General features: G+C 35.8%; 21 protein-coding genes and 1 other annotated feature (1 of these 22 running past the window's edge). Of the genes, 11 read left to right on the top strand and 10 right to left on the bottom strand.

The annotated features are described in order from the left end of the window. Window positions 1-10 precede the first annotated feature (10 nt). The 6 genes from Q3V31_RS05240 to Q3V31_RS05215 all read left to right on the top strand — a co-directional run bounded on the left by Q3V31_RS05240 (window position 11) and on the right by Q3V31_RS05215 (window position 4,703). Complete coding sequence (locus Q3V31_RS05240; protein ID WP_000676170.1) at window positions 11-748, top strand: sugar phosphate nucleotidyltransferase; 738 nt, start codon at window positions 11-13, stop codon at window positions 746-748. A gap of 8 nt (window positions 749-756) precedes the next feature. Further along, window positions 757-1,302, top strand: a complete 546-nt coding sequence (gene rfbC / locus Q3V31_RS05235) for a dTDP-4-dehydrorhamnose 3,5-epimerase (RefSeq protein WP_000869428.1) — start codon at window positions 757-759, stop codon at window positions 1,300-1,302. 15 nt (window positions 1,303-1,317) lie between these two features. Next, a complete protein-coding gene (gene rfbB / locus Q3V31_RS05230; protein WP_001024152.1) occupies window positions 1,318-2,289 on the top strand; it encodes a dTDP-glucose 4,6-dehydratase in 972 nt (323 codons plus the stop codon). A 17-nt stretch (window positions 2,290-2,306) separates the two neighbouring features. Continuing rightward, window positions 2,307-3,161 (top strand): dTDP-4-dehydrorhamnose reductase, encoded by an 855-nt coding sequence (gene rfbD / locus Q3V31_RS05225; RefSeq protein ID WP_097871566.1) that lies wholly within the window; start codon window positions 2,307-2,309, stop codon window positions 3,159-3,161. 108 nt (window positions 3,162-3,269) lie between these two features. Continuing rightward, the gene (gene fabI, locus Q3V31_RS05220) at window positions 3,270-4,040 is read left to right on the top strand and encodes an enoyl-ACP reductase FabI (RefSeq protein ID WP_000421885.1); all 771 of its coding nucleotides are present in this window, start codon (window positions 3,270-3,272) and stop codon (window positions 4,038-4,040) included. A gap of 141 nt (window positions 4,041-4,181) precedes the next feature. Next, window positions 4,182-4,703, top strand: coding sequence for a spore coat CotO family protein (locus Q3V31_RS05215; RefSeq protein WP_097871568.1), 522 nt, complete (start codon window positions 4,182-4,184; stop codon window positions 4,701-4,703). 60 nt (window positions 4,704-4,763) lie between these two features. Here the strand turns inward: Q3V31_RS05215 and Q3V31_RS05210 are convergent, their stop codons facing one another. Continuing rightward, window positions 4,764-5,222 (bottom strand): CotY/CotZ family spore coat protein, encoded by a 459-nt coding sequence (locus tag Q3V31_RS05210; RefSeq protein WP_097871570.1) that lies wholly within the window; start codon window positions 5,220-5,222, stop codon window positions 4,764-4,766. Window positions 5,223-5,347: 125 nt separating this feature from the next. Here Q3V31_RS05210 and Q3V31_RS05205 point away from each other — a divergent pair, with 125 nt between their 5' ends. Together Q3V31_RS05205 and Q3V31_RS05200 are read left to right on the top strand one after the other, a co-directional pair. Then, window positions 5,348-5,707 (top strand): DUF1360 domain-containing protein, encoded by a 360-nt coding sequence (locus tag Q3V31_RS05205; protein ID WP_097810098.1) that lies wholly within the window; start codon window positions 5,348-5,350, stop codon window positions 5,705-5,707. Between the two features lie 101 nt (window positions 5,708-5,808). Then, on the top strand, window positions 5,809-5,994 hold the full coding sequence (locus tag Q3V31_RS05200; protein ID WP_033656535.1) for a hypothetical protein: 186 nt from the start codon (window positions 5,809-5,811) through the stop codon (window positions 5,992-5,994). A 76-nt stretch (window positions 5,995-6,070) separates the two neighbouring features. On the opposite strand, the gene exsF is transcribed toward Q3V31_RS05200, so the two are convergent. The 6 genes from exsF to Q3V31_RS05170 all read right to left on the bottom strand — a co-directional run bounded on the left by exsF (window position 6,071) and on the right by Q3V31_RS05170 (window position 11,288). After that, complete coding sequence (exsF, locus tag Q3V31_RS05195) at window positions 6,071-6,574, bottom strand: exosporium protein ExsF (protein ID WP_097871572.1); 504 nt, start codon at window positions 6,572-6,574, stop codon at window positions 6,071-6,073. 167 nt (window positions 6,575-6,741) lie between these two features. Next, complete coding sequence (cotY, locus tag Q3V31_RS05190; protein WP_097871574.1) at window positions 6,742-7,212, bottom strand: spore coat protein CotY; 471 nt, start codon at window positions 7,210-7,212, stop codon at window positions 6,742-6,744. A gap of 142 nt (window positions 7,213-7,354) precedes the next feature. After that, window positions 7,355-9,421 (bottom strand): ATP-dependent helicase, encoded by a 2,067-nt coding sequence (locus tag Q3V31_RS05185; RefSeq protein WP_000191184.1) that lies wholly within the window; start codon window positions 9,419-9,421, stop codon window positions 7,355-7,357. A gap of 99 nt (window positions 9,422-9,520) precedes the next feature. Beyond that, complete coding sequence (locus tag Q3V31_RS05180; protein WP_000543289.1) at window positions 9,521-9,943, bottom strand: GNAT family N-acetyltransferase; 423 nt, start codon at window positions 9,941-9,943, stop codon at window positions 9,521-9,523. A gap of 1 nt (window position 9,944) precedes the next feature. Further along, complete coding sequence (locus tag Q3V31_RS05175; protein ID WP_000765866.1) at window positions 9,945-10,463, bottom strand: YjcG family protein; 519 nt, start codon at window positions 10,461-10,463, stop codon at window positions 9,945-9,947. A 93-nt stretch (window positions 10,464-10,556) separates the two neighbouring features. Continuing rightward, window positions 10,557-11,288: an alpha/beta hydrolase gene (locus Q3V31_RS05170; protein ID WP_001076836.1), complete on the bottom strand. Its 732-nt coding sequence runs from the start codon at window positions 11,286-11,288 to the stop codon at window positions 10,557-10,559. A 200-nt stretch (window positions 11,289-11,488) separates the two neighbouring features. Here Q3V31_RS05170 and Q3V31_RS05165 point away from each other — a divergent pair, with 200 nt between their 5' ends. After that, complete coding sequence (locus Q3V31_RS05165; RefSeq protein WP_000806932.1) at window positions 11,489-12,400, top strand: DMT family transporter; 912 nt, start codon at window positions 11,489-11,491, stop codon at window positions 12,398-12,400. A gap of 173 nt (window positions 12,401-12,573) precedes the next feature. Continuing rightward, window positions 12,574-13,146, top strand: coding sequence for a Crp/Fnr family transcriptional regulator (locus Q3V31_RS05160; RefSeq protein ID WP_097871576.1), 573 nt, complete (start codon window positions 12,574-12,576; stop codon window positions 13,144-13,146). On the opposite strand, the gene Q3V31_RS05155 is transcribed toward Q3V31_RS05160, so the two are convergent. After that, entirely contained in the window at window positions 13,139-13,810 is a 672-nt protein-coding gene (locus tag Q3V31_RS05155; protein ID WP_071735075.1) for a DUF4386 domain-containing protein, read from the bottom strand. The two genes, Q3V31_RS05160 and Q3V31_RS05155, sit on opposite strands and share 8 nt — an antisense overlap. 88 nt (window positions 13,811-13,898) lie before the next feature. Between Q3V31_RS05155 and Q3V31_RS05150 the strand changes: the two genes are divergently transcribed. Further along, window positions 13,899-14,294 carry a PH domain-containing protein gene (locus tag Q3V31_RS05150; RefSeq protein ID WP_000395631.1) on the top strand — a complete coding sequence of 132 codons (396 nt, stop codon included), beginning with the start codon at window positions 13,899-13,901 and terminating at the stop codon, window positions 14,292-14,294. Window positions 14,295-14,318: 24 nt separating this feature from the next. Here the strand turns inward: Q3V31_RS05150 and Q3V31_RS05145 are convergent, their stop codons facing one another. Further along, a complete protein-coding gene (locus Q3V31_RS05145; RefSeq protein ID WP_000878741.1) occupies window positions 14,319-14,717 on the bottom strand; it encodes an Ig-like domain-containing protein in 399 nt (132 codons plus the stop codon). Between the two features lie 163 nt (window positions 14,718-14,880). After that, the gene (putP, locus tag Q3V31_RS05140; protein WP_000107196.1) at window positions 14,881-16,359 is read right to left on the bottom strand and encodes a sodium/proline symporter PutP; all 1,479 of its coding nucleotides are present in this window, start codon (window positions 16,357-16,359) and stop codon (window positions 14,881-14,883) included. 307 nt (window positions 16,360-16,666) lie between these two features. Next, window positions 16,667-16,809 (top strand) — a binding site (T-box leader); it runs 96 nt beyond the window's last position.

Below are 16,809 nucleotides of genomic sequence, written 5' to 3'. Positions count from 1 at the left end.
GAGATGCAGGGTGAAAGGAATTATTTTAGCAGGTGGTACTGGATCGAGACTATATCCAATAACGAAAGTAACGAATAAACATTTGCTTCCTGTTGGACGGTATCCGATGATTTATCATGCGGTATATAAGCTAAAACAATGCGAGATTACAGATATTATGATAATTACAGGTAAAGAGCATATGGGAGATGTTGTTAGCTTTTTAGGAAGTGGTCACGAATTTGGTGTGTCCTTTACGTATCGTGTGCAAGATAAGGCGGGCGGAATTGCACAAGCGTTAGGGCTTTGTGAAGATTTTATTGGGGACGATCGCATGGTAGTTATATTAGGAGATAATATTTTTTCAGATGATATTCGTCCGTATGTTGAAGTGTTTACAAAGCAAAAAGAAGGTGCAAAAGTACTGCTTCAATCTGTAGAAGATCCTGAACGATTTGGTGTAGCACATATTCAAAACAAAAAAATAATTGAAATTGAAGAAAAGCCGACGGAACCGAAAAGTTCCTATGCTGTTACGGGAATTTATTTATATGATTCGAAAGTTTTTACTTATATAAAAGAATTAAAACCTTCCGCAAGGGGAGAACTTGAAATTACAGATATAAATAATTGGTATTTAAAACGAGGGGTACTTACTTATAACGAAATGAGCGGCTGGTGGACGGATGCGGGAACTCATGCTTCTCTTCAAAGGGCGAATGCGTTAGCCCGAGATATAAACTTTGGGAAACAGTTTAACGGAGAATAGGTGAAAATATGAAAGTTGTAGAAACAAACTTTACCGATGCAAAATTGTTAGAACCGAGGCTATTTGGAGATGAGCGTGGCTTTTTTACAGAGAGTTATAATAAGAAGGTGCTAGAAACATTAGGGATTACGTATTCATTTGTACAAGATAACGTATCTTATTCAGCACAGGCAGGAACGATTCGAGGATTACACTTTCAAAAAAATCCGAAAGCACAAACGAAACTCATTCAAGTTATGCAAGGGGCAATTTATGATGTTATCGTGGACTTACGAAAAGAATCACCAACATTTAAACAGTGGAAAGGGTATATTTTAAGTGCGGATAACCACAGGCAATTATTGGTGCCAAAAGGATTTGCGCACGGGTTTTGTACGCTTGTTCCACATACTATTGTTATGTATAAAGTAGATGAGTATTATAGTGCACAGCATGACTCGGGATTACTTTGGGAGGATAAAGAATTAGCAATTCCATGGCCGGTAACAAATCCTATCTTATCTGATAAGGATCGAATATTACCATCACTTCAGGAATATGAAGATAGTTTTTAAGTAGGAGAGTTGTTTATGAATATATTAGTAACAGGTGGAGCTGGATTTATTGGAAGTAATTTTGTTCATTACATGCTGCAAAGCTATGAAACATATAAAATCATTAATTTCGATGCATTAACATATAGCGGGAATTTGAATAATGTAAAGTCTATTCAAGAGCATTCTAATTACTCTTTTGTAAAAGGAAAAATTCAAAATGGAGAGCTGCTGGAGCATGTTATTAAAGAGCGTGATGTGCAAGTAATTGTTAATTTTGCAGCTGAATCACATGTGGACCGTAGTATTGAAAATCCGATTCCCTTTTACGATACGAATGTAATCGGGACAGTCACTTTATTAGAATTAGTGAAAAAGTATCCGCATATTAAGTTCGTGCAAGTATCAACAGATGAAGTATACGGTTCTTTAGGGAAAACAGGAAAGTTTACCGAGGAAACCCCGTTAGCACCAAATAGTCCGTATTCTTCAAGTAAGGCGAGCGCCGACGTGATAGCCTTATCTTATTATAAAACATATCAATTACCAGTTATAGTAACGCGTTGTTCCAATAATTATGGACCGTACCAATATCCTGAAAAATTAATTCCATTAATGGTTACGAATGCACTGGAAGGAAAAAAACTACCGTTATATGGTGATGGCTTAAATATAAGAGACTGGTTACATGTAACAGATCATTGTCGTGCGATTGATATTGTTTTGCATAAGGGACGTGTAGGAGAGGTATATAACATAGGTGGAAATAACGAAAAAACAAATGTAGAAGTTGTGCAACAAATTATTACCCTCTTAGGAAAAACAAAAAAAGACATTGAATATGTTGCGGACCGTTTAGGGCACGATCGCCGTTATGCGATTGATGCAGAGAAAATGAAGAACGAATTTGATTGGGAACCGAAGTATACGTTCGAACAAGGATTACAAGAGACGGTGCATTGGTATGAAAAGAATAAGGAATGGTGGAAACCACTAAAAGAACAGTAACAGTAAGGGGCATGTAAATGAAAGAGCGGGTTATCATAACAGGAGCAAATGGTCAATTGGGAAAGCAACTGCAAGAAGAGTTAAATCCTGAAGAATATGACATATATCCATTTGATAAAAAGTTACTAGATGTAACAAATATATCCCGAGTTCAGCAAGTGGTACAAGAAATAAATCCACATATAATTATTCATTGTGCAGCGTATACGAAAGTTGATCATGCTGAGAAAGAACAGGATCTTGCTTATTTAATCAATGCAATAGGAGCTCGAAATATAGCGGTTGCTTCACAATTAGTAGGAGCAAAGTTAGTTTATATTAGTACTGATTATGTATTTCAAGGCGACAGACCGGATGGATACGATGAATTTTATAGTCCAGCGCCGATAAATATATACGGTGCTTCTAAGTATGCGGGGGAGCAGTTCGTCAAAGAGTTACATAATAAATATTTTATCGTTCGTACGTCGTGGCTATATGGTAAGTATGGAAATAATTTTGTGAAAACGATGATGCGATTAGGTAAGGAAAGAGAAGAACTATCTGTTGTAGCGGATCAAATCGGTTCTCCTACGTATGTGGCAGATTTAAATGTGATTATTAATAAGCTCATTCATACTTCTTTATACGGTACGTATCATGTATCAAATAGAGGCTCATGTTCTTGGTTTGAATTTGCTCAAAAAATATTTTTGTATGCAAATATGAAAGTAAATGTATTACCTGTTTCAACCAAAGAATTTGGATCGGCGGCTGCAAGGCCAAAATATTCTATCTTTCAACATAGTATGCTCAGGTTAAATGGTTTTGCAAAAATGTCTTCTTGGGAAGAAGGATTAGAGCGTTTTTTTATAGAAACAAAAAGTCATTAACAAATTTATGTTAATGACTTTTTTGTTTGCCTTTAAGCGGTTTTATGTTACTATAATTATAGTATCAGGTACTAATAACAAGTATAAGTATTTCTGGGAGGATATATCATGGAACTATTACAAGGGAAAACATTTGTTGTTATGGGCGTTGCGAACCAAAGAAGTATTGCATGGGGAATTGCTCGCTCTTTGCATAATGCAGGTGCAAAATTAATCTTCACATATGCAGGAGAACGTTTAGAAAGAAACGTTCGTGAATTAGCGGACACATTAGAAGGACAAGAATCGCTTGTATTACCTTGTGATGTAACGAATGATGAAGAACTGACAGCTTGCTTTGAAACGATTAAGCAAGAAGTTGGCACAATTCACGGTGTTGCACACTGTATTGCTTTTGCAAATCGTGACGATTTAAAAGGCGAATTTGTAGATACTTCTCGCGATGGATTTTTACTTGCACAAAATATTAGTGCATTCTCTTTAACAGCCGTAGCAAGAGAAGCGAAGAAAGTAATGACAGAGGGCGGGAATATTTTAACTTTAACATACCTTGGCGGAGAGCGCGTTGTGAAAAACTATAACGTTATGGGTGTTGCGAAAGCTTCATTAGAAGCGAGCGTGAAATATTTAGCGAACGATTTAGGCCAACATGGCATTCGCGTTAACGCTATTTCTGCAGGACCAATTCGTACGTTATCTGCGAAAGGTGTAGGTGACTTTAATTCAATCTTAAGAGAAATTGAGGAGCGCGCACCACTTCGTCGTACAACAACTCCAGAAGAAGTTGGCGATACAGCAGTGTTCTTATTCAGTGATTTAGCACGCGGCGTAACAGGAGAAAACATTCACGTTGATTCAGGGTATCATATCCTAGGATAAATATAATATTAATTTTTAAAGGACAATCTCTAAATGTTGAGATTGTCCTTTTTATTTGTTCTTAGAAAGAACGATTTTTAACGAAAGTTCTTACCACATTATGAATATAACTATAATAGTACACGATTTATTCAGCTACGTATGGAAGTGGGAGGGACGAGTGTGAAGAATAAAAATAAAAGTTCAACAGTTGGAAAACCGTTGTTATATATTGCGCAAGTAAATTTGGAGCTTGCTGCACCGAAGATAAAAAGGATTATCTTAACAAACTTTGAAAATGAGGATCGGAAAGAGGAAAGTAATAGAAACGAAAATGTTGTAAGTAGTGCGGTGGAAGAGGTAATAGAACAACAACAAGATCAGCAAGTAGAAGAAGAGGAAAAAGAAGAACACGCAGAACAAGAAGAGCAAGAGCAGGTGAGAACGGTCCCGTACAATAAATCATTCAAAGATATGAATAATGATGAAAAAATTCATTTTTTATTAAACCGCCCTCATTACATTCCGAAAGTAAGGTGCAGAATAAAAACGACTACCGTTTCTTATATTGGATCGATCATCTCGTATCGTAATGGAATTGTAGCTATTATGCCACCAAATAGTATGAGAGATATTAGGTTATCTATAGAAGACATCAAATCGATTGATATGGCCGGATTTTAAATATGTAAAGGTGGTAGAAAGCTTCTACCACCCCAATAGTTTTTTAGTTCACTTCATTTATTAGATAGAAACGTCGCGTAAGCACTGGATCGCACAGAAACAGCTTAAATCAACAGTGATGCAAGTAGGTGTCGCTATTAATTTAGCATTGGGTACAGCTAAAAACGTACAAATTGGATTATCTCCAGGCGGTACAGAAGTACCATCACCTAATACTACAGTTAGTACTCTTAGTACAGCGCAGCTATCATCATCTACACTTTCCACACGGAAAATTGGAGATTGGCAGCTAACTAGGCTTGCAGATGGTGCGAAAGCTTCAAAAGGCGTTCCAGCTTTTGTGTATAAAATAAAAGGACGTGTATTCGCTACTGCAGCACTATTGTGTGCTCCTAAAAACGGGATTTCACAACCAGATCCACACGTAGTAGTAGAACAATCTTGTAGTTCATTGATGAATTTTACAACGTCAACTACACAATGTGAAGAGCTATGGTGTTTATTTTCGTTACAACTCATTAATGTCACTCCTTATCTTCTTGTTTGTATTTACATTAATAAGATATTGGAGTGGGGGAGATTTGGTCACAATCTCAAGAGCTTTTTTTTTAAATAGGCGAAAGAAGATAAGGGAAGGTGGAATCATGCTGTTTACAAGCTGGCTTTTATTTTTTATTTTCGCGTTAGCTGCTTTTAGGCTCACTCGTTTAATTGTTTATGATAAAATTACAGCCTTTTTGCGAAGACCGTTTATTGATGAGTTAGAGATTACGGAGCCAGATGGAAGTGTATCAACTTTTACAAAAGTAAAAGGTAAAGGATTAAGAAAGTGGGTTGGCGAATTATTAAGCTGTTATTGGTGTACAGGTGTATGGGTTAGTGCTTTTTTATTAGTTTTATATAAGTGGATTCCTATCGTTGCAGAACCGTTACTTGCATTATTAGCTATTGCAGGTGCAGCAGCAATCATTGAAACGATTACAGGATATTTTATGGGAGAATAATATATTTTCATAATACGAGAAAAAGCGGAGTTTAAAAGAATGAGGGAACGGAAATAAAGAGTTGTTCATATAGTAAATAGACAGAATTGACAGTAGAGGAGATGTTTGCTGTGAGCAATAATCCAAGGCAAAATTCATATGACCTACAGCAGTGGTATCATATACAGCAACAACACCAATTGCAACAACAGGCATATCAAGAACAATTGCAACAACAGGGGTTTGTGAAGAAAAAGGGATGTAATTGCGGGAAAAAGAAGAACATAATAAAACAATATGAAGAATGAAACACTCATGTTACTGTGAGTGTTTTTTATTATACATATAAAAAGCGGTATTTCAAAGGAGAAATACCGCTTTTTACTAGCTAATTTGTGCAACTGTTAATGCTGCAGCACGGATGTCTACAGTTCCAAGCAGTTCAACTGGTACAATTTGAATTAAGTCACCAGGGTTTAAGTTAATAAGAATAACACCACTGGATACGTCTACTTCACCAGTACCAATAACATTAGAACGAACCGCTGTACCTGATCCAGGAATAATGTTAGCCGGTGTACCTAATGATAAGAAGAAACGACCAGCTTCTGGTGCTGTTGGTACATTATCAAGACTAATTGTTAATGTATAACTGATTTGATAAATACCAGCTACTTGAATTCGAATGCCATCTCCGACACTTACTGTATTGTTTATTACAGGAACAGTAATATTTGGGTTTGGACTGACGCTAGGTAAAAGCAATGGTGTGAATAATGAAGCGAACTGAGGTGCAGAAGCGTTGAAAGCAAAACCGAAGGCTGGTAGTGTACTAGCTGGTTGCGCCTCACAATCAATGTTATTAAATTCGCAATCAGAAGAGAACATGTTTTTCACTCCTTTATCTGTTTCTACTTTCAGTTAATGAAAAGGACAGGTTCTATGTTCTAGACAAGTTCCCAATTTTATAAAAAATACATAATAATACCTTTTAAGCATGGATTGGGTGGCAGAATCATCTGCCACCCAATCCATGCTTAAACTAATATTCAGTTTTATATAGAAACATCGCGTAAGCATTGAATAGCGCAGAAGCAACTTAAATCAACAGTAATACAAGAGGAGGTTGATACTAATCTTGCATTTGGTACAGCTAAAAATGTACAGATTGGATCGTCACTAGGTGGTACAGAAGAACCATCACCTAATACTACAGTTAATACCCGCAATACAGCACAGTCATCATCATCTATACTCTCTACACGGAAAATTGGAGATTGGCAGCTAGTAAGGCTTGCAGATGGTGCAAATGCTTCAAAAGGCGTTCCTGCTTTTGTGTATAAAATAAAAGGACGTGTATTCGCTACTGATGCAGTGTTATGTGCTCCTAAAAATGGGACTTCGCAACCAGATCCGCATGTTGTAGTTGCACATTCTTGTAGTTCATGTATAAAACGAACGACATTAGATACACAGTTGAAATCACAATCATGGTGATGATGATCTTCATTACAATTGCAGCTCATTATGTTCACTCCTTATCGTGAGTTCTGACATACACTATTACAATATGAACGGGATATGATTGATATTACGTTAATTCTCAGGATAGAAACAGGGAATTTATATAGAGGGGATGTACATAACGTGATATGCAAAAAGACACCCTTATTTAATGGGTGTCTTTTCAGGTAAATCTTTTCGCGCAGTATATAAAAAACGAGATATATCTAGTTTCTTTCCTCTGAAAAATTGCGGGGAGGAAATGTAAAGTTCTTCTTTGGCACGCGTAATTGCGACATAGAGTAATCGTCGTTCTTCTTCTAATGCTTCAGAAGTCTCCGTCACACGGTCATTGGCATCTTTTAAAGAAGAAGTATGTGGCAGTATACCATCGCTTGCTCCGAGTAAAAAGACGCATGGAAACTCAAGGCCTTTCGCGTTATGAATTGACATAAGTGATACGGCATCTTTTTGCGGCATTGTTTTTAATGCTTCCATTTCTTTTTGACCTTGAATTGCTTCATTAATAAATTGTAAATAAGCTGGAATATCGGTGAAACGAGTTGCAGACTCCATTAATTCTTCTAACATTTCTTCTTGTATGTCTTTATGCATCGTAAAGGAAGAACGATCGTTACTTTGTAAGTACTCTAAATATTTTCCTTTACCATGAATAATTTCTTTTAATGCTTTTTTCGGTTCTAATTCTTTTATAAATTTAATAAAATCAATGCGCTCATTTACCTTTTTTACTTGAAAAGGTTTCAAGCTCGGATTTAATAATAAGAAATGAAGAAGAGAAGGGAAACGGCCCTCACCATATTTCCATTGTTCACGTTCGATAAAGGAAATGCACTCATCTCGGCCGATATACATAGTTGGCAATATGTTAGAAAGAGATTCTAGACGAAACGGTTCAATCACGAGTCGTAAATGATCTAATACAGGTCTAATTAAAGAGTGCTCGTAAAATGATTGACTCGCACCGTGTTTAATAAACGGGATTTTATGAATTGTAAGCTGATCAAGTAACGAACGGCTTACAGAATGTGTGCGATACAGTAAACAAAAATCTTTATAGTTTCGTTCACCACTATCTACCTTTTCTTGAATGAGCTGTAAAATTTGATTTGCTTCATCAAGAGTTGTAGCTGGTCGTGCGTAAAATGGTTGTACACCCTCTTCACGAACAGAATATAGCTCTTTATCAAAACGCTCTTGATTTAGTTTGATAACTTCATTTCCAAGTCCAACGATAAATGGATTGGATCGATAATTCGTATTAAGCGCGATAATCGTTGTATTATCAAATTCCTTTGGGAAAGATAAAATAATTTGGTGACTTGCTCCTCGCCAGCCATAGATAGCTTGATCATCATCACCTGCGATAAATAAATTATTTCTTGGCGTGGCTAACAATTTTACAATTTCATATTGTGCATATGACGTATCTTGAAACTCATCTACTTCAATGTAATGAAAACGCTCTTGTAATTGAGTAAGCAAGGGAGCGTTATTTTCTAACAGATAATACATTTCTAATAAGATGTCGTCAAAATCGATATAATTGTATCGTTGTTTTACCTCTTCGAAACGTTCGTATACTTCTTTGAACTCTTGTTCAACCGGTGTTTTCGCTTTTACATCTTTCGGACGATTCAATTTGTTTTTCTCAAGTGAAATCATAGCGAGTATCGTTTCGGCATCATAAGCGTCTTTTAAGCGTAATTCTTTCAAAATTTTCTTTATCATAATTTGTTTATGTTTTTCATTTGCTAAAATTTGCTGATTATATCCTTGACTACGAAGCAATTTTAAAAAGACAGAGTGGAATGTACCAGCAACGACATAGCTACTTGCGGCATGATTCATACCAGGTAAATTCGCTACACGGCTTCGAATTTCTTCAGCTGCTTTTTGTGTAAATGTAAGCAATAAAATATTCCGTGGATGAACTTGTTTTACATTTACTAAATAACCAACGCGGGTTGTTAAAACAGATGTTTTTCCGCTTCCGGCACCAGCCAATGTAAGAACAGGACCTTCTGTCGTTCGCACAGCTTCTAATTGTTTTTCGTTTAGAAAAACATTTTGCTGTTCGAGAGCGCGGAAATACGCCGCATCTGCATCTTCTTCCATAATTAAATGGGTAGATGTTTTCGGAATATGATATGTCGCACGCGGAATATCAGCGTGTGTTAACGATTTTTGTGAAAATTTTTCTTGTGTCATATATTCACCTTCAAAACTATAGCATCAACATTTAACTTTAGCGGAAGAAAAAGAAAATAGCAATGTAAAAAACAGGAGGGGCTACCTCCTGCTACAAATTTATAATTCTTTTATCATTACGACGTGCGGGATATCGGCTTCCATAAATACATCAGAACTTGTAACATACCCAAGTTTTTTATAGAAATCTTCAGCGTGCGTTTGAGCATGAAGTTTCAATTTTGGTAGCGATTCTTCCTTCGCATATGCTTCAAGTGCATCCATAATGATTTTGCCAATGCCTTTTTTGCGATGGGAAGCTAGTACGCAAATGCGTTCCATCTTTCCAACTCCATCAACGATGCGGAAGCGACCAGCACCAACTGGAACATCATTATCATATATAACAACGTGTGTTGAAATTTCTTCAAACTCATCATACTCTTCTTCTGCAGAAACACGTTGCTCATTCACAAATACTTGCTTACGTACAGAGAATGCATCTCTTAGTTGTTCGTCCGTTTGTACGATTTGTGCGTGCAAATTAGTTGTTCTCCTTTCCAAGGTGGAATGTTTCATGTACAGTCCACGTTCCATTTTCTAATTGGTATAGAAGGTGGAAACGATCGATTGGTTGTTCATAATAGAAATCTTTCATACGTAATCGACCTAATACATCAGCATGCTCTGCATCTGATAAGTCTTGACCGATTGTTAAATGAGGTACGAAAGAGTATTCACGCTCTTGTGTAAAGAAACCATTATGCATTTCTTCATTTAAGAAAGTTAGTTCAGGTGTTTTTTCTACTTTAAAATAAAGGACATTATTAACAGGTGCGAATGAACCGACTTTTCCAACATGAAGGGTGAAAGGGTTCGTTTTACTTGCGATTGTATGTAACTCGTTTACAATCGATTCTAGTTGATCATCTTGCGTCTCAAAGGGTGTTTTCAATGTAATATGTGGCGGAACTAATGCGTAGTGCGGATCATAACGTTTACGCAATCCGTTCGCTTTATCTTGAATCATTTTTGATGGAAAAATTACAATGCCTAATTTCATGTTCCAATTCCTCCCTTTGTAAGTCTAGTTAGATTTTGAGAAAAATAAATCTCTTTATCTATTATATCAAATTATTCTGAATACTGCTCTCTATTATTTCATTGATAGAATATGAGAGAAAGCTTTCGGTAAATCAGCTTGCCAATACTTCCAAGTGTGATTCCCTTCAAACTCTTCATAATGCGTGATGAAATTTCTATCTGTAAGAAGTTTATTTAACTCGCGATTTGGTTCTACGAAATCAGATACTTGTCCGTCTGTGCGCTTTACAGCTGTTTCTTCTGTCCCAATGACGTGATAAAGTTCTAACGCCTGTGGGTCTTTGAAGTCTTTTGCTAAGTTCATAACTGTTTCATCAACAAATGGTGATTGCATAACGACTTTACCGAATGTATGCGGATACATAAGTGCAGTCATGAAAGAAACTGTACCGCCAAGAGAATCTCCAATTAAAACGCGTCCTTTACCCATTTGATACGTTGGATAATTTTCATCAATATATGGAGCAAGCTCGTGAGCAAGGAAACGAATATAAGCAGCATTCTTTACATCATTCGGGAAATATTTTTCTTTACGATCGTGTACATTTTTATATGGAATACCGACAATAATTGTGCGGTCGATTTCTTCAGTTTCACGAAGACGCTCAATTACACGGTGCGCTTTACCAAGCTGAAAATAATCTCTACCATCTTGTGCAATAACAACCGTATGCTTATGGAGAGGTGTGTAATTTACTGGTAAATAAACAAGAAGTGTAAGTTCCTCTTGAAGTGATGTACTAAAAAATGAAATTTCTTCAATTCTCCCTATTGTTTGATTCATGTATATCCCCCTAAATAAAAATTTACTGTGATTGTAAGAGCGACGCTTGTAGTGAAAAAGAAAGAAATATTCACTAATAGGTGCCTCAATTTCTATTTTACCATAATGGTACGAAGAATCTAAAAAATTAGTATTTAAGTTATGAAAGAAAACGGATATAATGAAGTGGGATTTTTTACAGGTGAGAGGGGAGACAGGGTTTGAAACAAGAAAAATCAATCGCACTACCATTAGCAATTTCTATTATAGCAATTTCATTCGCAGCAGTTTTTGTAAAGATGTCCTCAGCACCATCTTCTATTTTAAGTATGTACCGATTATGGATTATCGTACTTATTATGTTGCCAATCGTTTGGAAAAAGCGGGAAGAGTTCCATAAGATTCAAATAAAAGATTGGGGATTTTTAATTGGATCTGGATTCTTTTTAGCGCTTCATTTTCTTTTATGGTTTGAATCTTTAAAGCATACAACAGTTGCTAGTTCGACGATTATTTTAGCACTTCAACCGATCGTATCTTTAATTGGAGGTTTTTTCTTATTTAAAGAAAGAACAACCTATTCAGCCATTGCGACGATGGGTATCGCTATATTAGGTGTAATGTGTATTGGTTGGGGAGATTTAGGTTTAAGTAAACAAGCAATTTATGGAGATATATTATCCTTTTTAAGTGTAATAGCGGTTGTCGGTTATTTATTTATCGGACAAACGACAGTAAAGAAAGTATCACACTGGATTTATAGCTTTACAGTTTTTGCATTCGCAGGTATTTTTATGGGGATTTATAATATCGTGCTGCAAGTACCTTTTACAGGTTATACGAAGTGGGACTGGACTATTTTTCTTTTACTTGCGATTGTGCCGACAGTGTCACATGTCATTAATAACTGGCTATTAAACTACGTAAATGCAACAACAATTTCAATGAGTATTTTAGGAGAACCAGTTGGGGCATCTATACTAGCGTTCTTCTTACTTGGGGAAAAATTAAGTGCAATGCAAATTATCGGCAGCATGCTCGTATTGTTTGGTGTATCTGTTTTCTTACTACAGCAACAAAAACGAACAGCAAAAAATGTAGTGAACGAACCGGCTTATACACAGGAATTATAACGAGCCTATTCTAATATACGAAAAGAGAAGTTATTGGTAACTTCTCTTTTTTTGTTCCATGCAGAAAATAAAACAGATTAATAGGGGGAATTCCCGTCATATAGCATGAAAAAGATAATATATAGCGGAGTTACATCATACGCTTCTCATACAAATATAGAAGGGGAGACCAAATGAAAGATATTTTAATGAAATACATGATAAAGCATACAACATTAAGTGAAGAGCAGCAGCGTATAATCGTGGAAGAATTACAAATTGCAGAATATAAAAAAGGAACAGTACTCCTAAGACAAGGAGATGTTCCGTCTAAATGTTACTTTGTATTAAAAGGATGCGTGAGGCAACATTGTATAGATGAAACAGGGAAAGAGGTTACATCAAATTTTTATACAGAAGAACAAGCAATCGCGAATTTCAACCATCATAAACAAGATAAATCATCCCCACATACATTAACGTGTCTAGAAGACTGCCTAGTTGTAGTTGGCGACCTGTATTGTGAAAAGGACATGTATAAGAAATATTCACAGTTAGAAGAAATGACGCGTCAAATGATAGAATACAATTTTGGTGAGGTACAAGAAGAACTTACATTATTTATTGCATCGACACCAGAAGAGCGCTACAAATCATTATTACAAAAACGACCTCATTTAATCAATCGTGTTCCTCAATATCAATTGGCAAGTTATCTAGGTATTACGCCAGAATCATTAAGTAGAATTAAGAAACGACTCAAATAGTAGAGTTTCTTCCACCTCTAATCAATAGCCATATACTAAATCCTAGTTCACCTGCGATCATCGGTAATTGAAAGACAACGTTAAGAATGGAAATCATCGCATCATATTGTGAAAACATTGTATTCATGACGTGAATTACGATATAACCGATAGCAGCGATGAATAGTAATACACTAATAAATTTCGGTATTTGTTTAGATAGAAAAGTTACATATCCTAAAACGAAAAGATGTAAGCCGAAAATGATTAACCCTACAGACCAAATGTATTCAAAAGCTTCTAGAAATAACATTGTATATGTTTCTGAATTAGCAACTGTACTTTTTGAAAGAAGTAATACAAATGTTAAATTGAATATAGAAATCCCAAGTATAGCTGTATACATAAGACGAAGACAGGTAGCTAGTAATGAGAGGCTAGCATGGATAGGCTTTAGAAAGAAATAAAGAGCCCATGAGGCGATAATATCCGTAATAAAAATGATAATCCATCCGAAAATTTCTGCTTTGAAAAGTGAACTTGAAGTTTGAATATTATGGAGTGTTGTGCTCGCATTACTTGGTACAACGAGATTTCCGTGAACAAAACCGTAAGAAAAAAATGCAGTGAATGCCATGATAAGAAGAGAAGTGCCTGCAAATAAGGCAAACTTTCGTTCATTCATATGTCGTCCTCCTATTTCAATATTACTTTCATTTTAATAAGAGAAGGAGGATGATTCATTGACTTAAATCAAGAGAGGAGAGAGCGCAATGGAATTTCCATCAAAAAAAGATGCATGGTTATATCCAATCTTTTTCATTGTTTTAGGCGCCTGTTTTGCTCCAATATTTGCAGGGAGAGACTACTTTCTTTTATTTTTTACAATTCCATTAGCGATACTGTTTAGTTGGAGTTGGTTTTCAACAAAATATATTGTAGGGGAAGAAGAGATTACTATTAGATCAGGTCTCGTTAAAAAGCGCATATTTATACGAGATATAAAACAAATTTCAAATACGAAAAACCCAATAGCAGCTCATGCATTATCATTTGATCGAATTGAAATCGTTTATGATTTATATAAAACAGAAATTATTTCTCCAAAAGATAAGGAACAATTTATCCAACTCGTAAAAAGTAAAAATAAGCATATTGAAATAAAGTAAAAGAGCGGCTATGAAGCCACTCTTTTACTTTGGATTTGTCATATAAGGTTGTACATGAATGACGCATAGGTCACGAAATTTTCCCTCAGCAGTTGTAACAATTACGACTGCTCTTCCTGCACTTTTTCCAGTAATCGTTACCGTATCACCTTTTGGATACATTGTGATGACATCAGCATTCATATTTGTCCAAATAAGTTCTTTATTCGTTGCTTGCACTGGCAAAACGGAAGCTGATAACTCAGTGCTTTGTCCAGTTCTCACTTTCAACTTATTTTTTTCCATATGAACACCGATGACTGAAATAACAGAAGGAGCAATAGAAATTTTGGGTGGATTAGGTTGTATGTTTAAACAAGAAGTAGAAGTATTTGTGATAGGTGAAAATTTTCTTATATGTTGTCGCTGGAAAGCTGCTAACATGTTGGAGTCCCCTTTCTGTATAAGTGCTGATACTAATACTATAAATGAGTAGTGTTATGTTAAATTTAACGAAACATAAAGAATTTGTTAAATTTGAGAAGAAGATTGTCGAACTTTAATAAAAGGAAAGCTCTGCTGTTATGATAACAGCAGAGCTTTCTTTTTATAGATTATGACTATGTTGTTTTTCGAAATTCTCAAATTGCTCTTCAACGTCTTTTGAAGGTTTAGTTAGTAAACTAACAATTATGATTACTATTAAACTAATAGCGAAACCAGGAATCATTTCATATAAGAAATCTTTTAAGAATTTGAATTGAGTCCAAATAATTACTGTAGCGGCACCTGAAATCATACCAGCAAGCGCGCCCCATTTTGTCATGCGTTTCCAATATAAGCTTAATAAAATAGCAGGTCCGAATGAAGAACCAAATCCAGCCCAAGCGTATCCAACAAGAGCTAAAATCGTATCATTTTGTTTAAACGCTAATGCACACCCAACTAAGGCGATAACAAGTACAGCCATACGACCGACAAATACAAGCTCTTTATCAGAAGCAGAGCGTTTAAAGAATGTACGATATAAATCTTCTGTTATAGCACTAGAGGTAACAAGAAGCTGAGATGAGATTGTACTCATAATCGCTGCTAAAATAGCTGCTAATAAAAATCCAGTAATAAGTGGGTGGAATAAAATTTTTCCTAGTTCAAGGAAAATTGTTTCTGGGTTAGATAATGTCAACTCTTGTTGTGAATAGTAAGCAATACCAATAAGACCAGTAAACATAGCTCCGACAACAGAGAAAATCATCCAGCTCATACCAATTCTTCGTGCGCTTTTAATTTCTTTTACAGACGAAATTGCCATAAAGCGTACGATAATATGAGGTTGTCCAACATAACCAAGGCCCCATGCGAATAAAGAAATCATTCCTAAAGTAGAGGCACCTTTAAAAATATCTAAACGTGTTGGATCTACCGATCGAATTGTATCAAATGCAGGTCCAAGTCCGTGTGAATTCATAATTGTTACGATAGGAACAAGAATAAGAGCAACAACCATAATGATTCCCTGCACGAAGTCTGTCCAACTTACTGCTAAGAAACCACCAAATAATGTGTAAGCTACAACAACGCCTGCTACAATGAATAATCCAAAATGATAGTTCATACCAAATGAATTTTCAAATAATACAGCGCCTGAAACTAATCCTGAAGCTACATAAAAAGTAAAGAAAATCATAATAACAAGTCCGGATACTAAGCGTAGCATGTGAGATTTGTCGTGGAAACGGTGTTCCAAAAATTCTGGAATAGTAATAGAGTTGTTTGCAATTTCAGAGTAGGTACGTAAGCGAGGAGCGACATATAGCCAGTTTGCGTATGCGCCTAATGTTAGGCCGAATGCAATCCAACTACTACTTAATCCAACGCTAAACATTGCACCGGGTAAGCCCATTAAAAGCCAACCGCTCATATCTGATGCTCCAGCACTTAATGCTGTTACTGCGGGGCCTAGTGTACGCCCGCCAAGCATATAATCTGTTAAGTTGGACGTTCGTTTGTAGGCGAAATAGCCGATTACTAACATCCCGAGCATGTAAATAGAGATAGAAGTTAAAGTTAACATCTGCGTACTCATGTAGTTCCCCTTCCTTTTGTCTTGTCTTTTGATGCGTTATGCATATTTATAATCTATCATGATTATTCAGAAAAATCCATTCAGAAATACGAATTTTCTGAAATGTAAGCGTTTTTTGACAATGTTTCGCTTTTGTAATATATGATTTTCTGACAAAAAACCGTAATTTTAATAGAGTATTTATTATATTTACATAAAAACAGGTTGTTTTGTCAATATAATATTGAATGAAGAAAAAATATTTTTTTTTGGAAAAAGTATTGACTTATTAGAAAAGAGAGGAATATAATGAGTGCAACTTAAAAAAATGCAAGCGTTGATGAAGAAGAGTACACATGATGAACATGTCAGAGAGCTGATGGTTGGTGCGAATCAGTATGGAATTGATGTGGAATGGGCTTCGGAGCTTCCAAACCGAAACGAAAGAAGTAGGCTTTGGCGACATGATCT

Origin of the sequence: Bacillus nitratireducens (genome assembly GCF_036320425.1) — a bacterium.
Lineage (GTDB): Bacteria > Bacillota > Bacilli > Bacillales > Bacillaceae_G > Bacillus_A > Bacillus_A nitratireducens.
This window is presented reverse-complemented; position numbering and strand designations above follow the sequence as displayed.

Bases quoted from the DNA above. Each gene is read 5' to 3' on its own strand.
- Q3V31_RS05175 (WP_000765866.1), bottom strand. From the start codon at position 10,463: ATGAAATTAGGCATTGTAATTTTTCCATCAAAAATGATTCAAGATAAA.
- Q3V31_RS05200 (WP_033656535.1), top strand. From the start codon at position 5,809: ATGTTTGCTGTGAGCAATAATCCAAGGCAAAATTCATATGACCTACAG.
- Q3V31_RS05215 (WP_097871568.1), top strand. From the start codon at position 4,182: ATGGAAGTGGGAGGGACGAGTGTGAAGAATAAAAATAAAAGTTCAACA.
- Q3V31_RS05205 (WP_097810098.1), top strand. From the start codon at position 5,348: ATGCTGTTTACAAGCTGGCTTTTATTTTTTATTTTCGCGTTAGCTGCT.
- rfbD (WP_097871566.1), top strand. From the start codon at position 2,307: ATGAAAGAGCGGGTTATCATAACAGGAGCAAATGGTCAATTGGGAAAG.
- Q3V31_RS05185 (WP_000191184.1), bottom strand. From the start codon at position 9,421: ATGACACAAGAAAAATTTTCACAAAAATCGTTAACACACGCTGATATT.
- Q3V31_RS05150 (WP_000395631.1), top strand. From the start codon at position 13,899: ATGGAATTTCCATCAAAAAAAGATGCATGGTTATATCCAATCTTTTTC.
- Q3V31_RS05170 (WP_001076836.1), bottom strand. From the start codon at position 11,288: ATGAATCAAACAATAGGGAGAATTGAAGAAATTTCATTTTTTAGTACA.
- putP (WP_000107196.1), bottom strand. From the start codon at position 16,359: ATGAGTACGCAGATGTTAACTTTAACTTCTATCTCTATTTACATGCTC.
- Q3V31_RS05145 (WP_000878741.1), bottom strand. From the start codon at position 14,717: ATGTTAGCAGCTTTCCAGCGACAACATATAAGAAAATTTTCACCTATC.
- exsF (WP_097871572.1), bottom strand. From the start codon at position 6,574: ATGTTCTCTTCTGATTGCGAATTTAATAACATTGATTGTGAGGCGCAA.
- Q3V31_RS05155 (WP_071735075.1), bottom strand. From the start codon at position 13,810: ATGAATGAACGAAAGTTTGCCTTATTTGCAGGCACTTCTCTTCTTATC.
- cotY (WP_097871574.1), bottom strand. From the start codon at position 7,212: ATGAGCTGCAATTGTAATGAAGATCATCATCACCATGATTGTGATTTC.
- rfbC (WP_000869428.1), top strand. From the start codon at position 757: ATGAAAGTTGTAGAAACAAACTTTACCGATGCAAAATTGTTAGAACCG.
- Q3V31_RS05160 (WP_097871576.1), top strand. From the start codon at position 12,574: ATGAAAGATATTTTAATGAAATACATGATAAAGCATACAACATTAAGT.
- rfbB (WP_001024152.1), top strand. From the start codon at position 1,318: ATGAATATATTAGTAACAGGTGGAGCTGGATTTATTGGAAGTAATTTT.
- Q3V31_RS05210 (WP_097871570.1), bottom strand. From the start codon at position 5,222: ATGAGTTGTAACGAAAATAAACACCATAGCTCTTCACATTGTGTAGTT.
- fabI (WP_000421885.1), top strand. From the start codon at position 3,270: ATGGAACTATTACAAGGGAAAACATTTGTTGTTATGGGCGTTGCGAAC.